We start from the raw sequence: 26807 nt of genomic DNA on the forward strand, positions 1-26807 counted from the left end.
TATTTTGTCTAAAGCTTCAAGTTATTTGCTCATTGATTGAGGATAGATATATTGCTCAATTGGGTATAGCGATGCATCAATTTCCCAGTTACCTTGGTCAAGCAATTGGACCCATTGGTTAGCTAAGTAGGGTCCGGAAGTTAGTCCGGAGGAACCCAAGCCAGAGATGGCCCAAACGTTGTTTAATTGAGGAACTGCACCAACTAATATATCATATGTCGAAGTATAGGCCCGGGTACCAACTCTTGTTGAATGAATCGATCGATTCTTGAGTGCTGGGACATAGTTATAAGCGTGTTGAAGCAGCTCGTTAAGAACTTTTGCATCCGGTTTTAAATCAAATCCCTGATTGTCCTCGTGAGAAGCACCGATGACGATTTCTCCATTATTAAAAGGGATAATATCTACTTCACCCGGTGGCATGATGACAGGCCAATGTTTATTCGTCCAGTCGCTATCATAAAAGCTTAAAAGCTGCCCCTTTTGTGGACGGATGTCACAGGCTAAACCAAAGGGTTTTAAGAGTTCTGGTAACCATGGTCCGACAGCTAGGAGTATTTGATCATAGGACTCTGTATAGTCATGGCTTTCAATTAAGTATTTTCCTTGAGGAGATCTTTGAAAGCTGGCTTTATCGAGAATCACCTGTTTGCCACGATCTTTGACTGCTTGCTGGAGGGTTTGAATGAGGGCGAGACCATCAATGCGAGCGCCCCCTTGAATCCAGCTAGCGGGTAGATTAGATTCATAGAGAGGAAATGCTTTTTTGATTTTTTGGCTAGTTAGTGATTTAACAAATCCGATAGATGGAGATTCTGGACGTTTCTTAGCGGCTTGATCTAGGTCGAATTGAAGGTCTTTATCTTTTTTTCGTGGAAGAAGGGCAGTATCTTCTTGGAAAATACCATCGGTTTTATAACCGTCTTGGGAAAGATCTTCCATAAACTGGCGGTAAAATTCGGCTCCTTTTGATACAAGAAAGTACCAAGCTTTATTGCGTCTTTTTGAAAACCAGGGGCAAATAATGCCGGCCGAAGCACGAGTCGCTTGACCGACTCCATGATCGTACAGGGTTACGTCATAGTTTTTACGGCTAAGGTAGTAGGCAGCGGTGGAACCGACGATGCCACCACCAATAATGGCTATTTTTTGATCTTTCATAAATAGACCTCTTTCTAATTGGATTTTAGGACCTGTTTAATGCTATTCTAGACTAATGAGGACTAAAAGCAAAGAGGGGGAATAAGGATGAACTCAACGATTCACACCTTATTAAATCATCGTAGTATTCGTTTTTTTAAGGATCAAGCTATTCCAATGGAAGATTTAACGACTATGCTTGAAGCCATGAACCGTACAGCTACTTCAACGGGCATGCAAATGGCGTCATGGATTAGGGTAACAGATCCTAAGTTAAAGGCAGAGTTGGCTCAAGTAGCCTGTCAGCCTTATCTGGCAAAGACACCAGAATTATTTATTTTTATTGTAGACCTTTATAGAAATAGTCAAATTGCCAAATCCAAGGGTTATCAGGGATCCAAATTTCGATCAATGGATAACTTTTTTCAAGGCCTAGCAGATGCCTACTTACAAGCACAAAGCCTAACTTTGGCAGCGGAAGCCTCCGGTTTAGGAGCGGTCTTTTTTGGCTCTATTTTGAATGATCCGACTAGGGTTATTCAATTGCTGAAGTTACCTGAGTTAACTTTTCCGATTCTAGGCTTGGGTATGGGGTATCCGGATGATCAACCTGAGAAAAAACCGCGTATTCCGGTTAATATGAAGTTGGGTGAAAATAGTTATCCTTATTTGGCCAATTATGACCAGACTTTTCAAGCCTACGATGAGGCTATGAGCCATTACTATGATACCCGAAACAAGGATCAACGATCGGACACCTTTACTAATCAAGTCATTAGCAAATTGGCACAGGGAAAAAAGAAACGTGCCCAATTGATGCGAGTTGTTCAAAGTCAAGGGTTTGATGTATGGTTAGAAGATGAAACAGAGTATGGGGATTAATCTTTGTTGATTAAACATCGATAAATAATGTGCTAAAATAGAACCGTTAAGAAAGGTGGTTTCTTCGAATGGGAGAATTTCAATTGAATAAAAATTTAGCCAAGGCAAGCCAAAGTCCGATACGCGCTTTTGATGATCAAATTTCAAATATTCCTGATTTGATCCGGTTGACGATTGGGGAGCCTGATTTTGATACACCAGATTTTATAAAAGAAGCAGCCATCCAGGCGATTCAAGCAACAGATAATGGTTATAGCCATTCAAGAGGTCTTATTGCTTTAAGAAAGGCTATTCAAGCCTTTTTAAAACGCCATTTTGGCTTGGATTATTCAATTGATCAAGAAATTATCGTTACAAATGGGGCGACCGAAGGGATATTTGCTTGCTTAATGGCGTGTTTAAATCCAGGTGATCAGGTGTTGGTTCCTTCTCCATATTATGGGGCCTATAAAACTCAAATTAGTGTTGTTGGGGGAGAGTTGATTCCGATTGATTTATCGAAACAGTCTATGAAATTAACGCCAGGACTTCTGGAATCAGCGGTTAAAGCGCATCCTAAAGCACGGTTGTTAATTTTTAATCACCCTGTTAACCCGACGGGTCAAGCATACAGTGCTCAGGAAGTGCAAGCCTTGGCACAAGTTATTAAGACGCATCAACTACTTGTCATTGCGGATGAGATTTATTCCTTTTTGAATTTTGACCAAGACCCTGTCTCCTTGGCTCAGTTCATTCCAAATCAGACTCTACTAGTAAATGGGGCTTCTAAATCTCACGCTATGACCGGGTGGCGCATGGGCTTCGTGTGTGGCCCTCAAGCCTTAATACAGGAAGTCTTTAAAGTGCATCAAGCGTGTGTAACAGCAGCTTCGACACAATCTCAGTACGCGGCTTTGGCAGCCTATACTCAAGGAGATCAAGTGATTGCCTCGATGCGCCAATCTTATCAAACGCGTCGGGATTATTTAGTTGCTGCTTTGACTGAGGTGGGATATGAAGTGTCTTCTCCTAGAGGAGCCTTCTACCTCTTTATTAAAGTGCCAGCAAGCTATCAAGCCGATGATTATCAGTTTTGTTTAGACCTTGCTCACCAAGCTGGCGTGGGCTTGATTCCAGGCAGTTGCTTTGGTCAAGCTGGTAAAGGTTATTGTCGCTTATCTTATGCTGCTAGCATGGACTTGTTGCAACAAGCTGTTCAGCGGATGACAGCATTTAAGAAGGCCGAGTAAAGTGAGAATATTTCTTAATTTATTAAAAAAGCATTGACATTTGATAAATAGTTGGTAGAATAAGGTCAATAGTTTAAGAAACACGTTGAAGTGGAAAGTAAATTGTTCGTGGATTGATAGAGAGCTTACGGTTGGTGGAAGTAAGTAGTCTAACCCAATTGAAAATGGCCACTGAGTGGCTAGTCTGAATGCATAGCAATAAGACTAGACGGCAGCACCCGTTAGATAGGCAGCAGTATAACAAGACGGTAAGTCTTGCGTACTGGCTGAGGTAGCTTCAGTGATGGATCTACAAAATAAGGTGGTAACACGAATTCTTCTCGTCCTTTGTTGAGGACGAGATTTTTTTATGGAGAAGGGAGTTATGAGAATGATCGAATTAAAGGATTTAACGGTTCATTTTCAAGTGGATGATCGGGAAATAACCGCAGTGAGTGATGTGAATTTGAAAGTTGAGGCAGGAGAAATTTATGGTATCGTGGGGTACTCGGGAGCTGGTAAGTCTACTCTGGTTCGAACGATTAACCTATTGCAAAGACCTAGCCAGGGACAGGTGTTGGTCAAAGGACAAGATATGCTAGCTTTATCTGCTGGTAAGTTACGTCAGGCACGTAAGAAAATAGGTATGATTTTTCAACATTTTAATTTAATGGAATCAAGAACGATTGCAGATAATGTTGCTTTTCCTTTGAAAGGATCTAAATTGACTCAAAGTCAAAAGCAAGAAAAGGTCCAGGACTTATTAACCTTAGTAGGCTTAGCGGATAAAGCGGCCGCTTATCCTAACCAATTGTCAGGCGGACAAAAACAACGGGTAGCGATCGCAAGAGCTTTGGCTAATGATCCAGATATTTTATTATGTGATGAAGCAACGTCTGCCTTGGATCCTAAAACGACTCAATCGATTCTAGACTTATTACGGCAGTTAAATCAAAAATTAAATTTGACAATTGTGATTATTACGCACGAGATGGCAGTTGTAAAAGATTTATGCCACCGAGTGGCGGTGATGGAAAATGGGAAAATTTTAGAGCAGGGATCGATCGTTGATATTTTTACCAATCCACGTAAAGCGTTGACCAAGGAATTTATAGATACGGCTACCCATTTTGATCGTGAGGTAAAGGTTGTTTTAGATAAAATTCAAGCAAGTTCACAGAATTTACCAACGATTGCACGCTTATCTTATGTTGGATCGGGAACGAATCAACCGATTATTACCCATTTAGCCAAAGAATATGGCTTAGATGTCAATATTTTATATGGGAACGTTGAAGTACTTCAAGGGGTCTCCGTTGGGAATCTATTGGTGACCTTTGATGCCTCAGACCAACAACTCGAAAAAGCCTTAGCTTATCTCAAGGAAAGACAGGTTCAAGTTGAGTTAATTCAATCGAATAAGGAGGAATATCATGGATAATTTAAGAATCGAACTGTTTGATTCCATTCAAGAGCAATTTCCAAATTTTTCTAATTGGATGGCAGAGCATTTACCTTATGCTTGGCCTTTACTAGATGAGTTTGTGAAGGGCTTTATTGAGACGGTCTATATGCTTGGCTTAACGATTATTTTTGCAGGGTTACTAGGTTTAATTATTGGGGTTATAATTACTGTTACGGGGCCTAAGGGGATTTTACCTAACCGTACGATTTATAAGATCTTGGACTCGTTTATCAATATTTTCCGGTCGATTCCCTTTATCATTCTATTGGCTTTACTGGTAGGAGTTACTCGTTGGATTGTTGGTACATCAATCGGTCCGTCTGCCGCAGCTGTTCCAATTATCGCAGGTACGATTCCTTTTTTTGCTAGACAAGTTGAAATTGCCTTGCTGGAAGTAGATCCCGGTGTGATTGAAGCTGCTTTAGCGATGGGATCAACCCCTTGGGATATTATTACTCGAGTATATTTGAGGGAAGGGCTTCCAAGCCTGTTGAGGGTCTCAGCATCTACGATTATTAGTGTGATAGGACTGACAGCGATGGCTGGGGCTGTTGGTGGCGGGGGATTAGGCACTGTCGCGATTGCTAGAGGTTACCAGCGTTCAAGGATGGATGTTATTTTAGTGGCAACTGTCTTAATCTTAGTGATCGTGTTTATTAGTCAAGTGATCTTCAATGGATTGATCCGTTTATGCGATCATCGCGACTAAACAAGGGATAAGCTTTAGTGAACTGTCCAAAAGATTTCGATAACAGATATTCTGTCGTATAGAAACTACAAAGATAGATTAAATTATAAAGGAGAAATTGATTATGAAAAAATTGTTTAAAACCATTGCATCTGTATTTTTAATTGCTTCATTATTGACGGGGACAATTCACGCTCAAGATAAGTCTTTTGAGGGTGAAAGTGTGAAGGTGGGAGTTGCTTCGGAATATGAAGAGGATGTTTGGAAGGTTGTCCAAGATAAAGCAAAATCAGAGGGGATTGATCTGGAGATTGTTCTCTTTAATGATTATGTTCAACCTAATATTTCCTTAGCAGATGGATCAATTGATCTCAATGCTTTTCAACATGTGGCTTATCTAAATGACTGGAACGAATCAAATAAAGAAGATTTACAGGCGATCGGCTTCTCTTATGTGGCACCTTTAAAGTTGTATTCTGAAAAAATAAAGTCCTTAGATGAGCTTAAAGAAGGGGATACAGTCGCTATTCCTAGCGACGTGACTAATGGTGGTCGCGCTTTGCTAGCTTTGCAACAAGCGGGAGTAATTGAAGTTGATAAATCCAAGGGTGTTTTACCGACGGTTGCGGATATCATAAAAAACGATAAAAATATCAAGTTTCAAGAATTAGATGCTTCTCAATTAGCTAATGCCTTGCCAGATGTGGCAGCAGCAGCCATTAATAATAATTTTGCGACGGATGCAGGATTGTCTGACGATCAAGCAATTTATAATGATGCCGAAGATATCTCAAGTTTACCGATTGATTATAAGAATGTAATCGTTGCTCGTGCAGACCAAAAAGAAAATTCACTTTATTTACATATTGTGGAGCTATATCATAGTCAAGAGGTGACGGATAAATTGAGCGAAGTGTCTAAAGGCTCAGACGTCCCCGCTTGGTCAGAAAAAGATGACTTACCTTTAAATATTGCTTCTGAATTTGAAAAAGAATAAAATTAGGGTTAATCGCTCGAACGTTCGTTTTGATATAAGAATGTATAAAATCAGCTGGGTTAAGTATCCAGCTGATTTTTAGCTAATCCTTTAAGGATAATCGATCGGGATGAGTATATCCAACTTTTTATCTATGTTATAATTGGATCAATCAATGTATTTTAAAGGAAGGAATGGTCATGATGAAGCGAGTCGCTAATCTTATTCAGTGTGGGTTACTGTCTGTATTACTAGTTTATGGATTGATTGTGAATTGGGGCATCCCTAAAATTTATACTTTTTTATCAGTAGTTGTTCTTGGGGTTGTATTAGGGTTATTATTCTTAATTTATGGTATCGAAGAGTGGGAATACCGTCGTCGATTTGGGGTTCATATAGGACTTTCTGCTTTAGCCATTTTATTGGTCGCTTTGTTTAATCAATGGATCGTGATTGATTGGACACGAGTTTTTATGGTGATTTTGATTTTAGCTGGCTTGGCACTATTAGGATATCTGGCTTATTATTACTATAAAAATCAAGACCAATCGCCAAAGACATCAAATATCAGCGAGGTTGAAGCTGGGGGTTATCAATCGCCAGTTCCTGGGCAAGTAACTTATACTGATGAGTTAGAAGGAAGCGACAGGACGAATGAAGAAGTAGCTACAGATCTCGATGATTCTTCATTAAAAAATGTAGAGCATGCTGGAGAATCGAAAGCCTTTGATTGGAATGTTTTGAAATTCTGGAACAGAAAAGAAGCCAAAAAGGCAGAGGAAGAATCTCAGAGCCAAGACATTCAAGCTCATGAAGACGAGCTTGACGAAGTTATGGATGATTCCCAGGAGCCCGATCGTCAAGATGATCAAGTAGAAGATCATCGCCTTGAAGGTGATATCTCAGATCTAGACCAGGATAAAGACTATATCTATCAAACTGAAGAAAAAAGTTCAGCCCATGTATTGGCTTATGATGATAAAGAAGCTAATGAGGAAGAAGCGTCGTCTTTGAAAGATTAGCTTGTAGGAAAGGAGCATTTTCTTGATAGTTGATATTCATAGTCATTTACTGCCAGGAGTTGACGATGGGGCACAGACATTGGAAGATTCAATTGGACTTGCTAAAGAGGCGGTTAAACAAGGGGTGAGTCATCAGATTTTAACCCCCCACCATCGAAACGGCCGTTATAATAATTATGCCAAGAATGTCAGAGCAGCGACACAAGCTTTGCAATCCATCTATGATCAAGAAGGAATTCCTCTGACCTTGCATGCCAGTCAAGAGATTCGGATTACCTCACACTTGCTTGATGACCTCTATGCGGAGCATTTATTATCTTTAGATGATCAGGGGAATTACTATTTGTGTGAATTTCCAACGCAGCAAGCGAGTCAAGAAGAGATTGCCATTCTCGAGAACCTTTTGGATATGGGTCTGACTCCGGTGATTGCACATCCTGAGCGTAATCTTGCTTTTCAAGCTGATTTTTCTTTATTAGCTGATTTGATCAATCAAGGGTGTCTGAGCCAAGTGACGACTTCTTGTATTGCAGGAGTATACGGTAAGGAATTGTATCAATATGCCTATGATATGATCGATCAAGGGCTGGTGCATGTCTTAGCATCTGACGCTCATCATTTAGACTGGCGTTCTTTTCATTATCAAAAGGCCTTCGCTCAGTTAGAGAAAGACTTTGGTCGGGAGAAAGTCGTACAATTCCAGCAAAATGCTAAGGCTATTTTAAATGGAGATGTGGTTCAAAGGGATTCCGTTCATATAAAGAAAGGTAAAAATTTTTTTAAACGATTTACAAAATGGTTTTAAGGAAATTAATTTTAAGCATTGCACTTTAGCCCGAGTTCGTGGATAATAGGGCTAGAGTGCTTTTTAATATTTTTAATTATTATTTATGGAGGAATTATGGAAGAGGAAATTTCGTTATTAGACTTATGGAAATTGTTTTTAAAACATTTTAAGACCATCTTTTTTATGACTTTATTGGGGATTATCGTCTCTGTAGTAGTGACAAAAGTATTTATAACCCCTCAATATAAGTCAAAGGCAGAATTGATTGTCAATCAGGAGTCTAATTCCAGTCAGACCATTCAATATAATGATTTACAGACTTCAATTAATTTGATTAATACTTACAAGGATATCATTCAATCGGAATCTCTGTTAACAGAGGTTAGTCAAAAAATGGGTGGACAAGTGACGGCTGAACAATTATCTGATTCTATTGATGTTGAGCAATCACAAAATTCTCAAGCTTTTGAGGTGTCTGCTACTTTGCCCGATCCAAAGCTGGCTCAAGAAGTGGTTGATAATGTGGTGACTTCTTTTCAAGAGACCTTGAAAGGAATATACGGAGATAAAATTTCAAATATATATTTACTATCGTCTGCTAACTATAATCCGGTGGCCGTTTCTCCTCGCACGATTTTATCTGCTTTAATTGGAATGGTGCTTGGTGGTGCCCTTTCCCTTTTAGTGGTTATTGTCCAAGAATTATCGGATACGACTGTTAAAAATGAGGATTTCCTCAATGGGTTAGGCATGATCAAGTTAGGAGAAGTTTATAGTATTAGTAAGGAAGACCGTAAAAAAGCCCGAAAACATGGCCAAAAGAAAGTAAATAGAAGGAGGGGCTAATTATGTTTGGTAATTTATTAAAGAAACGAACAGCAAAGGCGGAAAAATTTTTAAAAGAACAACCTTTAGGGGCCCCTTTAGTAGTACAAGCAGATCCGATGTCGCTTTATGCTGAACAATTTAGAACCTTGCGGACAAATATAGATTTTTCGCAAGTTGATCAGAACCTTAAGTCTCTTATGGTCACTTCGGCTATTCCAGCTGAAGGTAAAACGTTGATATCTTCAAATTTAGCGGTAATTCAAGCGTCAACGGAAAAGTCTGTTCTCTTAGTGGATGCGGATTTTCGTAAGCCAACGCTCCATCGGACATTTAGGATCTCGAATGAAAAGGGTCTAACTTCTCTCTTGGTCTCTCAAGATCCTGAAGCTGGCTTGGAAATTCGGTGTGATCAGGAGACTGGAGTTTATCTCTTACCTTCAGGACCGATCCCACCAAACCCAGCCGAACTTCTATCATCAGCTCGAATGAATATGGTGATGAAGATGCTATCCAAACAATTTGATTTGGTGATATATGATGTTCCACCTGTTAATTCGGTCACGGATGCTCAGATAATGGCCGGTAAAGTCGATGGTGCTATCTTAGTTGTCCGTTCAGGTTATGTTCGAAAGGAAGAAGTCAAAGCGGCAACTGAGGCGCTAAAAAATGTCGATGCTAATGTATTGGGCTATGTCCTTAATGATGTTGACCGTAAGGAAAAAGGTGGCTATTATTCTTATTCCTACTATCGCCACGAAGAATAGAGATATAAAGACCCCCTCCCATGATGTGAACCCCAAAAGTTGGAGTTTTAATTAAGCAGCTAATTGAGCGGTATGTTTTCGGTATTCAACTGGAGACATACCGTTCAATTTTTCTTTTATTCGCTGGTTATTATATTGGTTAATATATTCATTTATTTTTTGTTCTAATTGATCATAACTCATTAAAGGTTCACCATAATACATTTCTTGTTTTAAAATCCCAAAGAAGTTTTCCATCGGTGAGTTATCGAGACAATTTCCTTTTCGAGACATACTTTGAAAGATTTTATTTTCTTTCAAATAGTTGACCCACTGTCTGTGTTGATACTGCCAACCTTGATCGCTATGAATGGTGGTTCGATATACAGCGTCTCTTTCAATCATACGTATCGTTTCCTTTAAAGGTTTTATCACAAAATCTATGGTCGGGTGAGCGCTGATATTCCAAGCGATAATCTCTGAATTAAACAAATCCATCATCGGGCTTAAATAAAGTTTCTTCCCATCGATTGTATTAAATTCTGTCACATCGGTGACAATTTTTTGGAGTGGATATTTCGCTTTAAAACGACGATTTAAACGATTCGGTGCGGTCTTGCCAACCTTACCTTTATAAGAATTATACCTACGTGATTTTCTCCAGAACTTCGTGCATTTTAAGCCTAATTTTTTCATTAATCGCTGAACTTTCTTATGATTAATTTTTTCATCCAAACGCTTCTTTAATTCAGCAGTAATGCGTCGATAACCATAAGTTTCCTTTGAATCTTTAAAAATAGATAGAATTTCTTTTTCTAAAGCTTCATCTGGATTCGACTGATCTAACCGATTTTTGTGATAATGATAGCTACTTTCTGGTAACTCCAGAACAGTTAAGATGTCCTTTAGCTGAAATCCCTTTTCAAAAATTTCTATAGCGAATTGGGTCTGTTGGGATCTCGATGGTCTTTCAGACCCAATTCCTTTAGCTTTTTTAGGTATAAGTTTTCTATTTTTAAATAGGTTACTTCCTGACGTAAAAGTTCGAGTTCCTCTTTTTCGCTAAGATTCATTCTTTGTGATTTTTTACTTAGTTTTGGCTTCTTATGCATGTCAGAAGGCCTCCCGATTGGATTATTTAACTGATTAGCCCCTCCTTCAAGATAAGCCCGCCGCCAGTTTGCGATAAGAGATGGATTGTTTAAACCAAATTTTTTGGCGGTTTCTCTGTAGGAAGCCCCAGTTTCTTGCTTATAGTGTAATACATTAAGTTTAAATTCTAAAGGATACTTTGTTTTTCCTTCGCGAGATTTCAAGCTATTCTTCCCACAATCCTTATAGTTATTAACCCATTGTCTAACCAGACTTTCAGTAGAAATATTATATTTATTCGCTAATGTTCTATAACCTAGTTTTCCTTCAAAATATTCTTCAACAACACGCATTTTAAATTTGTAACTATATCTTTTAGACATAAAATGACCCCCATAAAGTTAGTTTTTAACTCTAACTTTTGGGGGTCACCTCACCATAAATTTTGTGGAGGGGGTTCTTTTTGTAATCAGTTTTATTCCTTTAAAAGAAAGTTGTTTGCCGCACTTAGAATTGTTTGGTCGTTAGCGTAAGTTAAGCGGTTGAAGGCAGAGTCATAATTGAGCCAGTCATAAGCTAATACCTCACTTTGTTGTGTTTGTACGTTTGGGTCATGTGCTTGAGCGATAAAATATACCACTTCTTTGCTTACTCCCTCTTTAGGAGAGTATTGACAGGTTTTTCGAAATTGCGTGTTGAGTTCAACTTCTAGTTGGGTTTCTTCAAAGATTTCTCTTAAGGCAGTTTCTTCCTCGGTCTCATTGTTTTCTACATGGCCTTTTGGGAAAGCCCAGTGCCCACCGTTTTTATGCTGGATCAATAAAAAATAGATTTGCTGATTTTTAAGTTGATAACAAATGGCACCGCATGATTTTTCTTTTTTCATAATTTATCTCCTAGAATAAGCGTTCTTGAATGTGATAGGTAACATCTTCGTGTTCGTTCAGATAGGCTAGCAGAATCATCTGTTGATTGGCATTGCGTTCTTCAGGAGCAATTTTTTGAATTTGGCTAAGTAATTCTTTGGGAAAAAAGATTCGATGGTCGCCACGAACCTGACTTGCTAACGAACGAACTAAGCTGGAAACTTCTGATAGTTCGATGACTTGCTGGGTTTTTGTGATTAATTCAATCTGATTTTTTCGGCTTTCGTGACCAGGTCGATAGTAGTCATAGGGGAGGTCAAAGCAAGAGTCTTCGAAGAGGTAATAGTCTGGATCAAAGTCAAAATGCATGAGCTCAGTATAGACTGCTGTTTTTAATTGTTCGCGTTCGGCTTGACTGGTAATAATTGATTTAAAGGGCTGCCGGTTTAAAAATCTTTGGGCTAGGTCAGATAAAATGGGGTCTTTTTCTCGGGCCCACAGGTGAAAATAGGCACTTACAACATGGTCGTCCAATTGAAGATAGTCTCTAACTTGCCAATTGCCGGTTAGAAAGGGCTCGAGTAGTTCAATGGCGGATTCGAGTTTGTTTGTGCCGGGAAGATTGAAGTAGATATCCTTGGCCCTTGCAAAGAGAGCCTTTAAAACTTGCTCCATACCCCGTGAGACAGGATGAAAATAGACTTGCATGTACATCTGGTAACGGCTGATAAAGAAATCTTCAACGGCATGCATTCCTGAGAAATCAAAAGCGATTTGATCTTGGTAAGGCCGGATGACGCGTGAAATTCGGGTTAGGTCAAAAGCTCCGTACGAAACTCCCGTATAAAAAGCATCCCTTAGTAAATAATCCATTCGATCTGCATCGAGTTGACTGGAAATCAGTTGGACGACCTGTTGGTTGGGGTAAGTCTTATTAATAACAGAGGCAACCTTATGAGGAAAGTCGGTACCGAGTTGACTAAGGATTTGATTGATTTGAGTTTCGGGCGAGGTGATGATAGCCTGGGTGAGTTCTTCATGGTTGGTTCCAAAAATTCCTTCAAAAGTATGAGAGAAGGGACCGTGTCCGATATCGTGTAACAAGGCTGCACAAATAGCGACCATTCTTTCTTGACTTTGCCATAAGCCATCATTATTTTCTTTTGATTGATAGTTTCGGTCAAATTGACTGATTATTCGACGGGTGACCTCATAGACTCCCAAGGAATGGTTGAAGCGAGAATGTTCAGCTCCATGAAAAGTATAAGAAGAGGTACCTAGTTGTTTGATACGACGTAAGCGTTGGAATTCTTGGGTATCAATGAGTTGAAGGATAATTTTGTCACGAATATGGACATAGTCATGAACTGGATCACGAAAAACTTTCTCACGCGGTAATTTTTGTGCTTGAATTGCTTGGTCAAATGGGGACATCCGCTCACTCCTTAAAGGTAATCAAAATTGGTTAAGCTTGAATTTGTTGGCTGCGTTGGAAGGCTTTATCGAATAAAGGTAAGTAAAGCTTGTGAAGTTGTTCGTCTCCATAGTTACCGAATTGAACCGTATTATAGGCGTTAAATACTTGTAAGAGTCGATTTTGATAATCGGCGACCGTCATTTCTTGACCGATCAAGTCACTTAGGGTGGTCATTGATTGGGGATTAACTTGTGGAAAGCGATCATCAGCATGACTAATTTTATAGAAATCTCTCATTAGCTCACCGCGTTGAATTTGGTCGCCTTGCACGCCAATATAAGCCGCAGTCGTGACGCCATCTTTAAAACGTCGTTGGGCAATGCCACCTACTTTTTTATTCTGGATTACAATATCATAACTTCCCGGACAATAGGAGTCGACGATTTCATAGGCTTCAACTTTTAATGAATTATCTAAGCTAGCTTGTACTAAGTCGATAATTAATTGATAAGCTTCTTCGATGGCGAGCTTAACAGAACGATTATCTGTCGCCAGTGCGAAGTTTAAAATTCCGGTATCTTCGACAACTCCCAGACCACCATGAGATCGGAGGGAGACGACATATCCTTGTTCTTTAAGAAACTCTACCCCTTTGCTGAATTGGGCGAGGGTTTTGTCTTTAGCACCTAGGTATACGGTATCCACATTAAGAGGGTAAAAATGCAAAATGCTATAGGGCTTTTGATCTTCTTTTCTTTGATCATTGATCACTTGCAGGTACCTTAAAAAAGTATCTTGATAGGCTAAGGCCACATCCCGCTGATCTTTATCCGGGTTGTTTTTCTCATCGAAAACAAGAATTTGATGTTGATTAATAAAGTCTTGATAGTCAATTTGAGGCATAGTTCGACTCCTTTTGTTCTTTTTTAGCACTTTGATTATACCAAAAAATGCGTTATAATGGGGTGAAGTCAAGTAAAATTGTCTCATGATGCACCAGTAGCTCAACGGGATAGAGCTCTCGCCTCCTAAGCGAAAAATGATGGTTCGAGTCCGTCCTGGTGTATTTTCTTTGAAATAAGTGAGGAGGGTCTATGGAGGTCAGTCAAAAAACGATTCACGTCCAACAATCAATAAAAAATCAAGAGGGTCAAATCCAAGACACTTTGAATCAGATCGCTCAGGCGGAAATTATCCATTTAAAGACATTTAGTCGATTGTGTTATCAAGATGTATCCGATGAACAAGTCATTCTTAAATGGTTAAAAAATGATTCAAATGATTGGTTATTAGAGATCCGGAAAAATCAAGGGATTTTTACTTTTTGCGAGACCTATCCCACACAGGTTAACTATCAAACACAGATGGGGCCGATTGCTTTTAAAATCCAAACAAAACAATTGATGATTGTTCAGGAACAAGATCGGTTTCAGATAGAATTGGAATATGATTTAAGTCAAGCGGAAGAAGTTTTTGGCTCTTATCATTTTCAATTGAAATTCAACGATTAAAAAGTTAAGATAATGAAGTATATAAGGGGGATAATGATGGAATTAAAAGAATTTGAAGGTCAAGTTAAATCTGAGCTGTCCTTAATTGAAGTTGCACATGCCATCTTAGAAGAAAGTGGAGAAATCATTGATTTTACAGAGCTTCTTTTGCAGATTCAAGATTATTTAGATTTGTCGGATGGGCTTGTAGAGGCGAAAATGACACGTTTTTATACTGACTTAAATATCGACGGGCGCTTTATCTCATTAGGAGATAACCGCTGGGGTCTGAGAGCTTGGTATGCGGTCGATGAGATTGATGAAGAAATTATTACCTCATCTGAAGAAGAAGAGAACTCACAACGGAAACGTCGTAAAAAACGGAAACATAACGCGTTTGCGGATAATGAAGATAATGCGATTGACTATAATGATGATGATCCAGAAGACGGTGATAATGCTTATGACTATGATGACGAAGAAGATAAGGACCTCGAAGATGAAGATGATGCAATGGAAGTCTTAGTCGCCGATGTCGAGGAAGATGATGAAGATGAAGAATTAAACGAATATGCGAGCGATTTATCTGAGTTAGGTGAAGATGAGATTGACTTGGATGAAAAGGAAAGTTTTGAGGATGAAGACGAAGACGACTTCGAAGATGAAGATGACGAGGAAGAATAGAATATTCTTTCAAGGATTATGTATAGAGGCTGTAGCATAAGCTCACAGCCTCCTCTTTTTTGTAGATTCAAGGGTCGAATGTCGATCGGGATTATGATAAAATACGCCTATAAGTAGCTTTCGAGTAGGAGGTCAGATTATGGATCAATCAGTACAAGCAATAGGTAGCTTTTTACTCAATCATCGGTACTTTCCCGCTTTTGAAGAATGGATCATTAAGGAAAAAGTAGAAGTTACTGATCGTTTGTTGGATCTTCTACATTTACGGGAGGCCTATTTGATAGGGGATTTGGACCGTATCAAAAAGAGGGCTGTGGATTTAGGTTTTTCATTCTTAGTGGCACCTAGCTTTTTACAACAGCGCGTTTATCGGTGCGTTCAAGCCATGGAATTGAAATTAAGATCTGGGGCTTATGATGATTATTTAAGGCAATTGACCCCTTTATTGGTGGATATATTTCGCTTATTAGTCCAAGAACATATTCTAGCTGATTTGGATCGATACCTAATTGAAGTCTTTAAAGAGACTGTGGAAGGGCGTTCGATCTATCGTGGAATTCGGTGGAATCAAGATCAGATTGAGTCGCATCCCAATTTAGTTCAAGCTACGTTTAATAAATACTATGGTGAATATTTTAATTATGACCATTACCTATCTTCTAGTCATTTAATGAAGATTATTGAAGCTAATAGTCAAGATCGGCATATTGTCGATTTAGCCAAAGCAATGCGACAAATCGAAAAATATACACGGAATATTGTGGCCCATGAGCTTATCCATGTCGATGATGCATGGTTGCTTCACCGTATTGGCAAAAACAGCTCTGAGATCCATCATGATGTAATTAGCCTAGCTAATAAAGCTGGTTTAAAGGATATGAAGCAATGGCAAGGTCTTAAATTGATTGAAAAAGCAATTCGACAAGAATATCAGCTTGGGTTTAATAAATAAGCAGAGTATCTGCGATAATTTTTTAGGAGTGAATAGTTTGAAAAAATTAGTAATACGTGGTGGCCGTCCTTTAACTGGTGAAATCAATGTGAATGGTGCCAAAAATTCAATTGTGGCTTTAATGCCAGCAGCAATACTAGCGGACTCAGAAGTTGTTCTCGAAGGGGTGCCAGATATTCAAGATGTGCATTCACTGATCGATATACTAAATGATTTTAAGGTTAAGACTTCCTTTGAAAATAATGTGTTAAAAATTGATCCAACACAAATGCAATCAATTCCTATGCCGACTGGAAAAATTCAAAGTTTACGGGCATCCTACTATTTTATGGGAGCGACTCTTTCAAAATTTGGAGAAGGGGTAATTGGACTTCCTGGAGGATGTTTTTTAGGGCCAAGACCAATTGATCAGCATATCAAGGCTTTTCGCTCGTTAGGTGCTCAGGTAGAAGATGAATATGGTGTGATTACCTTGACAACGGGGTCAGAAGGTTTACAAGGAACGCGAATCTATATGGACGTAGTTTCGGTGGGGGCAACGATTAACACTATTTTAGCGGCTGTGAAGGCCAAGGGAAAAACAGTGATTGAAAATGCAGCCAAAGAACCTGAAATTATTGATCTAGTGACTTTATTAAATAAGATGGGAGCCAAGATTCGAGGAGCTGGGACCTCGGTTATTCGAATTGAAGGTGTGGATCATCTGACAGGCACTTCACATACGATTATCCCAGATCGGATTGAAGCTGGTACCTACCTTGCAATGGCAGTTGCGATTGGTCAAGAAGTTCGAATTAATAATGTTATTTTTGAACATATTGAAAGTTTTATTGCTAAGTTGGACGAGATGGGTGCTCGCATGGAGATCAGTGAAGATTCTATTTTGGTGCATCATTCTGATGATTTAAAGATGGTTTCTCTGAAAACTCAACCTTATCCTGGTTTCGCGACAGACTTACAACAACCTTTAACCCCTGTATTAACGAAGGCAATTGGAAAGGGGACAATTACAGATACGATTTATCCACAACGTATCAAACATATTCCAGAACTGAATCGAATGGGAGCCAATATCAAGGTCGATGGTGATATTATTCGCGTTGAAGGTCCTACTCAATTAACAGGGGCTCAGGTAAAGGCCAGTGATTTACGTGCGGGAGCCTGTTTATTTATAGCGGGATTGATGGCTCAGGGTGAGACAGTTATTACTGGCGTTGATAATATTTTACGTGGCTATTCTAATATTATTGAAAAACTTCAAGCCATTGGAGCGGATATCCAAATGATTGATGATGATCAAGTGGAAGATTAGCAAGGGATCAATGAATGCGTATGAATGATTTTTCGTTAGAAACCTTATTAAAGCAAGAAGTAAAACAGCTTTATGCGTATGCTCGGGAACTCGGTGTTCCCGATTTTTCGAATTTATCCAAAAAGGAATTAGCTTTAGCAGTAATGCGGCATCAAGAAGAAAAGCAAGGATTTTTTAAAGTTGAAGGAATCCTAGATTTATCCAGAGATCAAAATTCCTTATCGTTTATTCGGCCCATTAATTTTTCACCTTCTAGTGAGGATATTTACATTTCGGATTCACAAATACGTCGCTTTTCCTTACGAAATGGCGATCGAATTTCGGGTCCAGCTAGGCCGCCGAAAGAAAATGAGCGTTATAGTGGGTTGATGCAAATATCTGCTGTTAACGGTCAAAATCCGGAAAAAATGGTTCACCGTGATCATTTTGCTTCGCTGACACCCATATATCCTGATCGACCGTTACATTTATCCTATGCCCAAGAGGTTTTATCCAACCGTTTAATCGACCTTATCTCTCCAGTTGGTTTTGGTCAAAGGGGGATGATAGTGGCTCCACCAAAAGCAGGGAAAACAACTCTGTTAAAGGAAATTGCTCGAGGGATTCGTCATAATTATCCTAAGACCCATTTATTCGTCCTACTAATTGATGAAAGACCTGAAGAAGTAACCGATTTTGAACGGTTTGTTGAAGGCGAAGTGGTTGCATCTACTTTTGATCAAACACCAAGCAATCATATTCGGGTAGCCTCGCTATTGTTGGCACATGCCCAAAGGCTTGTTGAGAGTGGTGAGGATGTCGTCATTTTATTAGATTCGATTACTCGTTTGGCAAGAGCATATAATTTGGTGGTTAAGCCTTCTGGACGAACACTTACAGGTGGTTTTGATCCAGCTGCCTTTTACTTTCCTAAGCGTTTTTTTGGTTCAGCTCGTAATATTGAGAATGGTGGATCTTTAACGATCCTCGCTACGGCATTGGTGGATACTGGCTCACGAATGGATGAGATTATCTATGAAGAATTTAAAGGGACAGGGAATATGGAATTGCACTTGTCACGTGAGTTAGCTAATCGGCGTATTTTTCCTGCTTTAGATATTAAAAACTCGTCTACAAGGCGAGAAGAGTACTTGATGGATGACCATACGTTGGATTTAATTTGGCGGTTACGAAAGGGATTAGGTAGAGAAACTTTAGAGATAACCGACCAGCTGATTCAGCTTTTAAGTCGATCAGAAGATCAAATTTCCTTTTTACAAGCCCTAGAGAAGATGCTTCCAAAATAGATGAATAATGATCTATATAGCTTAATCTGCCCCTCCTTCTTGAAGTGAGTGTTAGAAGAAAAAGTTTTTAAAGGCTGTGGTCGAGTGCCATGGCCTTTTTGATTGGGTTTGTGAAAAAAATAAATTTGAATAAGGAAAGGTGGATGTCATTGGCTTTGTGACTCCTCAAATTTGAACAAGGCAAAATATCCCTTGAAAATCCATTTGCATCTGATATGATACTATATGTAGTGATGAAATAATAAGTATCTACTAAATATTGTGTTTTTTTATATTTATTTTAGTGATGAGGAATGGTCTAAATCGTATGCTGTTCCTTTTTGAAAGGAATGAAAGTCATGGAAACGACAAGATATCGATGGCAATTTACTGGGATGAATCAGGAAATGCATCAAGCTTATACCAATGCGACAAGCTTAGAAAAAGCTATGGAACAATTAATTAATAAAGATCAGCGCGTCATTAATGAAAACGCAAATAAAGATGCCAATGTATTTAATACACAAAGGGATTTAACGGCTGGAAGTGTTGCTAAAGCGGTTGGGTTAAAAATGATGCCTAAGTCTGTTGCTTTTGCACATCTTAAGGGAGATATTCATTTTCATGATTTAGATTATTCACCCTATATGCCAATGACAAATTGCTGTTTAGTAGATATAGAAGGTATGCTGAAAAATGGCTTTGAGATTGGGAACGCCAAAGTGGAGAGCCCTAAATCCATTCAAACGGCAGCGGCTTTAGTGAGCCAGGTTATTGCCAATGTTGCGTCCAGTCAGTTTGGAGGAACATCCATTGATCGAATCGATGAAGTGTTGGCTCCTTATGCTGAAATCTCTTATCAAAAGCACTTTAAAAAGGCTCAAAAATGGATTGAAGACCCTGCCAAACAAGAAGCATATGCTAAAGAGCTCACCGCTAAGGAAATTCATGACGCTTGTCAAAGTATGGAATATGAAGTGAATACTCTGTATACTTCCAACGGACAAACCCCTTTTGTTACTTTCGGTTTTGGGCTAGGTACTTCATGGTATGCTCGAGAAATTCAAAAAGCCATGCTTGAAATTCGCATTGCGGGCTTGGGAAAAGATAAACGTACAGCGATCTTTCCTAAATTAGTCTTTATTTTACAGGATGGTATTAACCTCAAATCTGAAGATCCAAACTATGATATCAAACAATTAGCGGTTGAATGTTCCACTAAGCGGATGTATCCGGATGTGATCTCAGCAAAAGTATTAACAGAGATTACTGGAGATGTTAAGACGAGTATGGGATGCCGTTCTTTTCCTCAAAAATGGGTAGATCCAGAGACTGGAAAAGCGGTGAATGCAGGTCGAATGAATTTAGGGGTGGTGACTTTAAATTTACCGCGGATTGCCTTGGAGTCAAAAGGTGATAAGGATCTTTTTTGGGAGATTCTTGAGGAACGTTTAAGCATCGCTAAAACGGCCCTTTTGTATCGAATTAAACGGGTTAAGGAAGCAAAACCTGAAAATGCGCCAATTCTTTATGAGTTTGGAGCTTTTGGGAAACGCCTTAAAGACGGGGAAGATGTAGATCAGTTATTTAATCATCGCCGAGCCACGATTTCGTTAGGCTATATCGGTTTATATGAGGTGGGGAGTGTGTTTTTTGGTCCTGATTGGGAATCGGATGAAACAGCACGTCAGTTTACCTTAGATGTAATGAAGAACCTCAAAGCACATACAGATGCGTGGGGGGATGAATATGGCTATCATTTTTCGGTTTATGGGACGCCTAGTGAATCCTTAACGGATCGATTTTGTAGGTTGGATAAGGCAAAATTTGGAGCGATTGAGGGGATTACTGATAAGGGGTACTATAATAACTCCTTCCATTTAGATGTACGAAAAGATTGGACCCCTTTTGAAAAATTAACCTTCGAAGCGCCTTATTCTCATTATTCAACGGGTGGATTTATTCAATATGCGGAGTACCCTAATATTAAGCAAAACCCTAAAGCTTTAGAGGCAGTATGGGATTTTGCTTATGATTATGTAGGATACTTAGGGACTAATGCCGTAATTGATCATTGCTATGAGTGTGGCTTTGACGGTGAATTTAAGGCGACGGCTAAAGGCTTTGAGTGTCCAGAGTGTGGAAATCGAAATCCAGATACTTGTGATGTGGTAAAGCGTACTTGCGGTTATTTAGGCAATCCGATGAAACGTCCTTATATTGAAGGCCGTCAAAAGGAAATCAATGCTCGTGTAAAAAACATGCATGGATCATCTTTAGTAGATGCTGATCAGCATCGATTAGCTCGTATAAAAATTGAAAATCAAGAGGGTGAGACCTTTGACCACAAGGGATAATTCACAATTACCAAAAAATCCTCGCCCAAAGGAATGGTTGGCCAAGGATTGGTCAAAAGGTAAAATTGCAGATTATAAACCTTATAACTTTGTAGATGGAGAGGGCGTTCGTTGTTCTATCTACGTTTCGGGGTGTTTGTTTGCTTGCCCAGGATGTTATAATGCGGCGGCGCAAAATTTTAATTATGGGATTGATTATACGCCTGAATTAGAGGAGCAGATATTGAATGATTTGTCAGCACCTTATTGTCAGGGATTAACGCTGTTAGGGGGCGAGCCGTTCTTGAATACCAATGTGCTTGTGCCCTTATGTCAAAAAGTGCGTCAACGTTTTGGACAGAGTAAGGATATTTGGTCCTGGACAGGTTATACTTTCGAAGAGTTGCAAGAAGAGTCTAGGGATAAGTTAGTTCTTTTAGAGATGGTCGATGTCTTAGTTGATGGGCGGTTTTTATTAGCTGAAATGGATTTAACCAAGGCTTTTCGAGGAAGCCGTAATCAACGCATTATTGATGTTAAAGAAACTTATCGTCAAGGTAGGGTGGTTCTCTATATTGATGATTAGTAATCGTTTTAAAGAGGTCGGATAATGAACCGGCCTTTTTATTTTAATGACATTGATACCGCTTTATAATTAGGTATAATAGAAATAACTAATTAAGGAGGAAGGGGATTACCATGAAAAAACAATTAAAAGTTATGTTAGCGGGTGCTAGCTTGATGCTGCTTTTTCCTAGTATGACACCATTACTAACGAGTTTTAGTGCAGACATGCCACGAGTCTTGGCTAAAGAATCAAAAGAACTTTTATCTTTAGGGGCTACCTTGTCTCCAGACCAAGAAACGATGACGCGTCAATACTTGGGGGCAGTGAATACCCCAACCAATCAAACATTACGAATTGATGGAAATACGATTAATCGTTATCTTCGGGATGGATCGAATTCAGCAACGGGTGTCTATTCTTCAGCTTTCATTATTCCACAAGCACCTGGCTATGGCGTACAAATTCAAGTAGTCACCCCTCAAAATATTACGATGGTGACACCAACGACTTATCAAAATGCTGCCATCACTTCGGGGGCTAAAGATGTTCTAATAAGAATTGCCACACCGATACAAGTAACTGGTGAAGGAGCCCTAGTGGGTGTGTATGCCTTGCTTGAAAAAACAGGACAAAAGATTGACAATCACGATGTAGATGTGGCAGGTAAAGAAATAAAAGTTGTTCAAAATATCCAAAATATTACCCAGATCAATAATTATCAGATTAACCAGATTATTTCTCATATTAAGATTGATATTGTTAATCAGATTACTAACAATACTACGATTAATGCAGATCAAATATCTCTGATTGTAATGAATCAACTTCAAGCAGCTAAAGTGGATCATCGTTTGAACAATGATTTATTACAAGAATTATTAAAATTTGCACAGGACTTTGCCGAAACGGATGCTGCAAGACGTAAAGAGACGATTGATCAATTACAAGTATCTGTGATTGGGTCGGGTTGGGAAGAAATTTTAACCAATCAAGAGGGAAGTTTAACGGTTGAGCAAGCCTTGCAGCTTAAGTTGCCGGATTATCAGGATGCTGATCGTTATCATCCGATTATTCCAGCTTTGTTAGATCATCTAATGGTCCAATTAAAGGCAGGGGATACTCAAGCTTGTCAATCAGTGTACTCGCATACATTTATTGTAGAGAAGCTCCAAGCTCCGTTGAGTCAAGAAGAGTACGAGGCACTTAATTATATTCGAGCGCTCTGCTATCAAGTCCTAGCAGGACTTCCAGAGAATAAGGATAGTCAGGAATCGTTAAAAGTAAAATGGTTAAGGACTTTGGATCAAGCTCGTCAAATCCATGATAATCCTGCAATGAGTCAATTGGTTCAAGCAATCGCTTTTGCGACAGGGTATGCGCCAGAGGCTTATAATTATCAATTAAAGCGTCAATCAGATAACAAGATAGATTTAGCGATATTATCCGTTAATCCGGATCAGGAGGGTTCTATTGGAGAGTATCAGGTTGAATTTAAGAGCGAAGAGGATTTATCTGTGAAAGATCTTTCAACGAATGAGACACTTATTCCCGTCTATGACTTTAAAGGAGAGTATGGTGTTGAAGTAGAGGATCACTCAGTTAAAGCACCGATTCCAGCTGATTATCAATTGCAGACAATGGAAGAGTCAAGAGAGGCAGAAGATCAGGAAACGACTCTGATTCTCGGTCAAGAGTCAAGCCAAGAAATGATACAAGAGGAAGCCTCTAGCCAAGAAAATACTAGCTCAACAGATGAGGAAGAAGCCTCTTCTGAAGAAGCGGTTGAAACAAGCGATGAGTCAAGCGAGGATACGACGAGTGAGAATACGGAAGAAGTAGACCCCGTATTACCGAGTGATCCTTTGGGTCAGAGTCGATTTGCTGGGCAAGCTCGCCAGGAATTTGATGAGTATTTCTATAATGAATGGTCAAAGGCCATGGGTCAATCCTATTTAGAATATGGTGATACTAGGCAAGGGGATTTCAATGGGTTAGTTCTGGCACAAGGTTTAGATGGGATCTCGCTACCTATAAATGGATCCAATCTAACGGTTGCAATTGATCGAGTTGATCAGACCCCTCAAGCGGATGTCTTTTACGTTGTGTCGGTGCGATCTGATATGGATAGTAATCCAGAAGACCCTCATGTTTATCTTTTGGGATATCTCAATGGTGAAGCTCATATCTTGGTTAATCAGGGTAATGCGCTTGCCTTTGCAGACAGTCAAAATGCTGATTTGTCAGAAAAATTTTCTCGAGCTATGGTTGATGTACTCAATGGGTTAGCCGTTCAAGAGGAAACAGAGGATTCTACGCCATCCCAGGAAACTGGTCAGGAACAAGTTGAGGACTCGTCGGATGACTTATCGGAAGCTGATTCAGGAGACAGTGATGTTCAAACGGATCCAATTGAGTCTAGTCAGGATGTATCAGAAGCAGCTACCGAAGACCAGGAAGAAGATTCAATGGGTGAGCAACAAATGACGCCAAGTATGGAATTGTTGACTCAATCACTGGCAGAGCAAGCTAGTGGTGAATTAACTTTCTTCCTACAAGGAATGAATGTGCCTCAAGGAATTTTCCTTACTCAAAGTGAGATCTTTTTACATAGCCTAGAAGATACTTCGGCGAACCCATTTGATTATGATGACCTTCGTCAGATGCCTTTTAATCAAGGTGAAAACTACAGCTACCAACTTCAATCAATTCCATCTAAAGAAATTCGAATTTTTTCTGCAGATCAATCAGGAATACGGACTGTTCAGGTTGATACACGAATTAATCTTTTAGGAATCCGAGAGGATGCAGGCTATTCGAATGATTTCTATTTATTTATTAATCGCCAAGGTAAATTGACCTTAGTGACGCCGAACTTTGCGGGAAATGTTTCTCCTGATGAGTCAGATGTGATGTTGGAGTATCCGCTATTTAACTAAAATTGAATCTATTAATTGAAAAAGCCGAGTCATAAAAAGTTATGACTCGGCTTTTTGAGTGAAGCAAGATAAAGTTTAGGGAGTTATATTATTAATAAAGTTATCTTGGTAAAGATCTTTAGCGACTAAACTAACGAAGTACTCCATTCCCTCAATCGATAGATGGATGTCATCAATATCATAATATTCAGGATGACCTTGAGCGATAGCATGCCAATCAATCACATGAATATTTGGATAGGTTTGACTAGCCCACTCAATGATATCATTGACCTGTTTAAGGTGCTCGACAGCAGAGTTCGTTGTAACCAGGTAGATCTGACGATCGCCAGCAACTTTAATTAAGTCACTAATCCCTTCCTCGTCTAATCCGGCATTGGTACCAATATTAATGACTAACGTATCATTGACAACACCTTCTTGGATTAATTGAGCCAACTTTTCATCGGCATCCCATACTTGCATCGATACATAACCAAAGAAATTTGAGGACCGGAAGAGATTCACAAAAGCTGGACCATTCAACTTGGCTAATGAGTCCCCAAAGAGGGTCACTTTTGCTTCCAGAGCATAGACTTGTTGAAGGGGTGTTAAGGCCTCTGCAATAATCGGATTAAAAACAGCTAACTCATCGATAATTGCTTGATTTTCTTCTGAAATATCTAAGCTAGCAAAATCTATTCGTTGACGCGGATCCTCTTTTAAGGCTAGCTCAACTGGACTTTCCCTTGTTTGCACAGGAAGAATGAAATGGGTTCCTAACGTCTTATCAACTTGACTAAGATAGTCTTTTAGGTTTTTAGCGGAATGATCATAGGGATAATAAAAGTTCAAGGGGCTTGGATCGGCTTGGTAGTTGCCATATTCTAATTGGAATAAGGCTAAAGGTTTATCATTTTTAGAGATCGCAATGCCGTAGCCCAACGCCATACACAGCCCCCAAAAAATAAAACTACGAGCTAAGGTGAGTAGCCCAGGTGTTCCGGTATAGAAGGAGCCAAAAGTCTTAAGATCTTGTATCCAGGATAAATCATTACCAAATAAATAGGTAAAACGCTTGGATTCAATGAAGTAATAAAATAGGCTACCTATCATAAAAATGCTGATAAAGCAGATGATTTTCAATAAAAGAACTTGCCCTTGAAAGAGCCTCAATAAACTAAAAGCCAGGACGGTTATCGGATAGTAGCAAAGGTAGAAAGAGTATGAGGCTTTGCCAATATATGTCAGACCAGGATTTCCGATGGTTGATTCAAAAAACTTGTTAGAACGTTGATTAGCAAATAAAAAGACCAATGTTAAAAGATCAAAATAAGCTAGGCCCATTTGATAAGTCCAAGGATGATTATCATTTAGGCTGAAAGTCATCAAGAGCATATCGAAGAGGGCGATCGTCCCGATTAGGGTGATGAAAATAGTGCTTTTTCGCGAGGATAGATGACGGAATAATTTATTGAGTTCTGGAAATAGAAAATATGCGAAAATCCCAGTGGCGAATGAACCGTAACGTGTAAAGAGACCATAATAAACATTTGATGGATCAGTATTGGGTCGGTAGAGTTGCCAATAAGCTCCGTGACAGATAAAAACAATAGCTAGCCAAAAGAAGACTTGATACTTTCTCCAAGGCTCCCAAATCCGTTCAGTAAACCATCGATTAATAAGCAATAAAATTAATGAAACGATGAAGGATTGGACATAAATGGCCACATACCATAAATGAGTATAGGGTGAGGCTAGGGCCATGTCAGTAAAATAGGACTTATCACTAGCTAGTTGAAAGAAGTTGTTAAAGAAAAATAAGGATGCTAAGATATCATTCCGCATACTTTTTAGTGCAGTTGGATTAATGATTAAATATAAAGATACGATAATAGCCATGAGCCACAGAAGTGGTATCCAAAGACGGGCTAATTGTTTTTGAATTAAGCGGAGGGTATTTGTTTTCCATTGATCAAAAGATAGGTTTTGAACCTTACGCGCTAAAAAATAGCCTCCAAAAACAAGGAAGGCATTGACGTAAAAGAAGCCTCCTGGAACCAAATTTGGCCATAGATGGTATAAAATAACGGCAAGAATGGATAGTCCCTTCAAGCCGTCTAAGCTTTTGATGCGGTTGCTTTGCATAGTATTCAACTCTCTTTATGTTA

General features: G+C 39.2%; 24 protein-coding genes, 1 tRNA gene and 1 other annotated feature. Of the genes, 18 read left to right on the forward strand and 7 right to left on the reverse strand.

Features of this window, described 5'->3' with window-relative positions; genetic code table 11:
• Positions 1–21: 21 nt before the first annotated feature.
• Positions 22–1161 carry an NAD(P)/FAD-dependent oxidoreductase gene (locus HMPREF2758_RS01935; RefSeq protein WP_070608848.1) on the reverse strand — a complete coding sequence of 380 codons (1140 nt, stop codon included), beginning with the start codon at positions 1159–1161 and terminating at the stop codon, positions 22–24.
• 87 nt (positions 1162–1248) lie between these two features.
• On the opposite strand from HMPREF2758_RS01935, the gene HMPREF2758_RS01940 reads away from it, so the two are divergent.
• From HMPREF2758_RS01940 to HMPREF2758_RS01980, 9 genes are all read left to right on the forward strand, one after another.
• Complete coding sequence (locus HMPREF2758_RS01940; protein WP_070608850.1) at positions 1249–2022, forward strand: nitroreductase family protein; 774 nt, start codon at positions 1249–1251, stop codon at positions 2020–2022.
• A 68-nt stretch (positions 2023–2090) separates the two neighbouring features.
• Positions 2091–3251 (forward strand): aminotransferase class I/II-fold pyridoxal phosphate-dependent enzyme, encoded by a 1161-nt coding sequence (locus HMPREF2758_RS01945; RefSeq protein WP_070608852.1) that lies wholly within the window; start codon positions 2091–2093, stop codon positions 3249–3251.
• Positions 3252–3327: 76 nt separating this feature from the next.
• Positions 3328–3582 (forward strand) — a binding site (T-box leader).
• Positions 3583–3621: 39 nt separating this feature from the next.
• A complete protein-coding gene (locus HMPREF2758_RS01950) occupies positions 3622–4671 on the forward strand; it encodes a methionine ABC transporter ATP-binding protein (protein WP_016648791.1) in 1050 nt (349 codons plus the stop codon).
• Positions 4664–5404 (forward strand): methionine ABC transporter permease, encoded by a 741-nt coding sequence (locus HMPREF2758_RS01955; protein ID WP_070608854.1) that lies wholly within the window; start codon positions 4664–4666, stop codon positions 5402–5404. The genes HMPREF2758_RS01950 and HMPREF2758_RS01955 overlap by 8 nt, the downstream gene beginning before the upstream one ends.
• A gap of 103 nt (positions 5405–5507) precedes the next feature.
• On the forward strand, positions 5508–6380 hold the full coding sequence (locus tag HMPREF2758_RS01960) for a MetQ/NlpA family ABC transporter substrate-binding protein (RefSeq protein WP_070608856.1): 873 nt from the start codon (positions 5508–5510) through the stop codon (positions 6378–6380).
• A 179-nt stretch (positions 6381–6559) separates the two neighbouring features.
• Positions 6560–7381 (forward strand): DUF3021 family protein, encoded by an 822-nt coding sequence (locus tag HMPREF2758_RS01965; RefSeq protein WP_070608858.1) that lies wholly within the window; start codon positions 6560–6562, stop codon positions 7379–7381.
• A 22-nt stretch (positions 7382–7403) separates the two neighbouring features.
• Positions 7404–8186: a tyrosine-protein phosphatase gene (locus HMPREF2758_RS01970; RefSeq protein ID WP_070608860.1), complete on the forward strand. Its 783-nt coding sequence runs from the start codon at positions 7404–7406 to the stop codon at positions 8184–8186.
• Positions 8187–8282: 96 nt separating this feature from the next.
• The gene (locus HMPREF2758_RS01975; RefSeq protein WP_070608862.1) at positions 8283–9014 is read left to right on the forward strand and encodes a YveK family protein; all 732 of its coding nucleotides are present in this window, start codon (positions 8283–8285) and stop codon (positions 9012–9014) included.
• 2 nt (positions 9015–9016) lie between these two features.
• Positions 9017–9760: a CpsD/CapB family tyrosine-protein kinase gene (locus tag HMPREF2758_RS01980; RefSeq protein ID WP_070608863.1), complete on the forward strand. Its 744-nt coding sequence runs from the start codon at positions 9017–9019 to the stop codon at positions 9758–9760.
• A 51-nt stretch (positions 9761–9811) separates the two neighbouring features.
• On the opposite strand, the gene HMPREF2758_RS01985 is transcribed toward HMPREF2758_RS01980, so the two are convergent.
• From HMPREF2758_RS01985 to HMPREF2758_RS02005, 5 genes are all read right to left on the reverse strand, one after another.
• Positions 9812–10741, reverse strand: a complete 930-nt coding sequence (locus HMPREF2758_RS01985; protein WP_148128868.1) for an IS3 family transposase — start codon at positions 10739–10741, stop codon at positions 9812–9814.
• Positions 10672–11214, reverse strand: coding sequence for a helix-turn-helix domain-containing protein (locus HMPREF2758_RS01990; RefSeq protein WP_070608866.1), 543 nt, complete (start codon positions 11212–11214; stop codon positions 10672–10674). Before HMPREF2758_RS01990 ends, HMPREF2758_RS01985 begins: the two co-directional genes overlap by 70 nt.
• A 92-nt stretch (positions 11215–11306) precedes the next feature.
• The gene (locus HMPREF2758_RS01995) at positions 11307–11717 is read right to left on the reverse strand and encodes a bis(5'-nucleosyl)-tetraphosphatase (protein ID WP_070608868.1); all 411 of its coding nucleotides are present in this window, start codon (positions 11715–11717) and stop codon (positions 11307–11309) included.
• A gap of 10 nt (positions 11718–11727) precedes the next feature.
• Positions 11728–13131 (reverse strand): HD domain-containing protein, encoded by a 1404-nt coding sequence (locus tag HMPREF2758_RS02000; RefSeq protein WP_070608871.1) that lies wholly within the window; start codon positions 13129–13131, stop codon positions 11728–11730.
• A 31-nt stretch (positions 13132–13162) separates the two neighbouring features.
• Positions 13163–14017, reverse strand: a complete 855-nt coding sequence (locus tag HMPREF2758_RS02005; protein ID WP_070608873.1) for a lipoate--protein ligase family protein — start codon at positions 14015–14017, stop codon at positions 13163–13165.
• A gap of 90 nt (positions 14018–14107) precedes the next feature.
• Here HMPREF2758_RS02005 and HMPREF2758_RS02010 point away from each other — a divergent pair.
• The 9 genes from HMPREF2758_RS02010 to HMPREF2758_RS02050 all read left to right on the forward strand — a co-directional run bounded on the left by HMPREF2758_RS02010 (position 14108) and on the right by HMPREF2758_RS02050 (position 24657).
• Positions 14108–14180, forward strand: a tRNA-Arg gene (locus HMPREF2758_RS02010).
• 28 nt (positions 14181–14208) lie between these two features.
• Positions 14209–14625, forward strand: coding sequence for a DUF1934 family protein (locus tag HMPREF2758_RS02015; protein ID WP_070608874.1), 417 nt, complete (start codon positions 14209–14211; stop codon positions 14623–14625).
• 36 nt (positions 14626–14661) lie between these two features.
• Positions 14662–15288, forward strand: a complete 627-nt coding sequence (rpoE, locus tag HMPREF2758_RS02020; RefSeq protein WP_070608876.1) for a DNA-directed RNA polymerase subunit delta — start codon at positions 14662–14664, stop codon at positions 15286–15288.
• A 139-nt stretch (positions 15289–15427) separates the two neighbouring features.
• Positions 15428–16240 carry a hypothetical protein gene (locus HMPREF2758_RS02025; protein WP_070608878.1) on the forward strand — a complete coding sequence of 271 codons (813 nt, stop codon included), beginning with the start codon at positions 15428–15430 and terminating at the stop codon, positions 16238–16240.
• Positions 16241–16277: 37 nt separating this feature from the next.
• Positions 16278–17552 (forward strand): UDP-N-acetylglucosamine 1-carboxyvinyltransferase, encoded by a 1275-nt coding sequence (locus HMPREF2758_RS02030; RefSeq protein ID WP_070608879.1) that lies wholly within the window; start codon positions 16278–16280, stop codon positions 17550–17552.
• A 20-nt stretch (positions 17553–17572) separates the two neighbouring features.
• Positions 17573–18838, forward strand: a complete 1266-nt coding sequence (gene rho / locus HMPREF2758_RS02035) for a transcription termination factor Rho (RefSeq protein ID WP_246823169.1) — start codon at positions 17573–17575, stop codon at positions 18836–18838.
• A gap of 338 nt (positions 18839–19176) precedes the next feature.
• Complete coding sequence (gene nrdD, locus HMPREF2758_RS02040) at positions 19177–21174, forward strand: anaerobic ribonucleoside-triphosphate reductase (protein ID WP_070608883.1); 1998 nt, start codon at positions 19177–19179, stop codon at positions 21172–21174.
• Positions 21158–21739, forward strand: a complete 582-nt coding sequence (nrdG, locus tag HMPREF2758_RS02045) for an anaerobic ribonucleoside-triphosphate reductase activating protein (protein WP_070608886.1) — start codon at positions 21158–21160, stop codon at positions 21737–21739. The genes nrdD and nrdG overlap by 17 nt, the downstream gene beginning before the upstream one ends.
• 113 nt (positions 21740–21852) lie before the next feature.
• The gene (locus HMPREF2758_RS02050; RefSeq protein ID WP_070608888.1) at positions 21853–24657 is read left to right on the forward strand and encodes a DUF1002 domain-containing protein; all 2805 of its coding nucleotides are present in this window, start codon (positions 21853–21855) and stop codon (positions 24655–24657) included.
• A 75-nt stretch (positions 24658–24732) separates the two neighbouring features.
• Here the strand turns inward: HMPREF2758_RS02050 and HMPREF2758_RS02055 are convergent, their stop codons facing one another.
• Positions 24733–26784, reverse strand: coding sequence for an acyltransferase family protein (locus HMPREF2758_RS02055; protein WP_070608890.1), 2052 nt, complete (start codon positions 26782–26784; stop codon positions 24733–24735).
• Positions 26785–26807: the final 23 nt, after the last annotated feature.

It is taken from the genome of Facklamia sp. HMSC062C11 (genome assembly GCF_001810675.1).
GTDB classification, from domain to species: Bacteria; Bacillota; Bacilli; order Lactobacillales; family Aerococcaceae; genus Facklamia; species Facklamia hominis.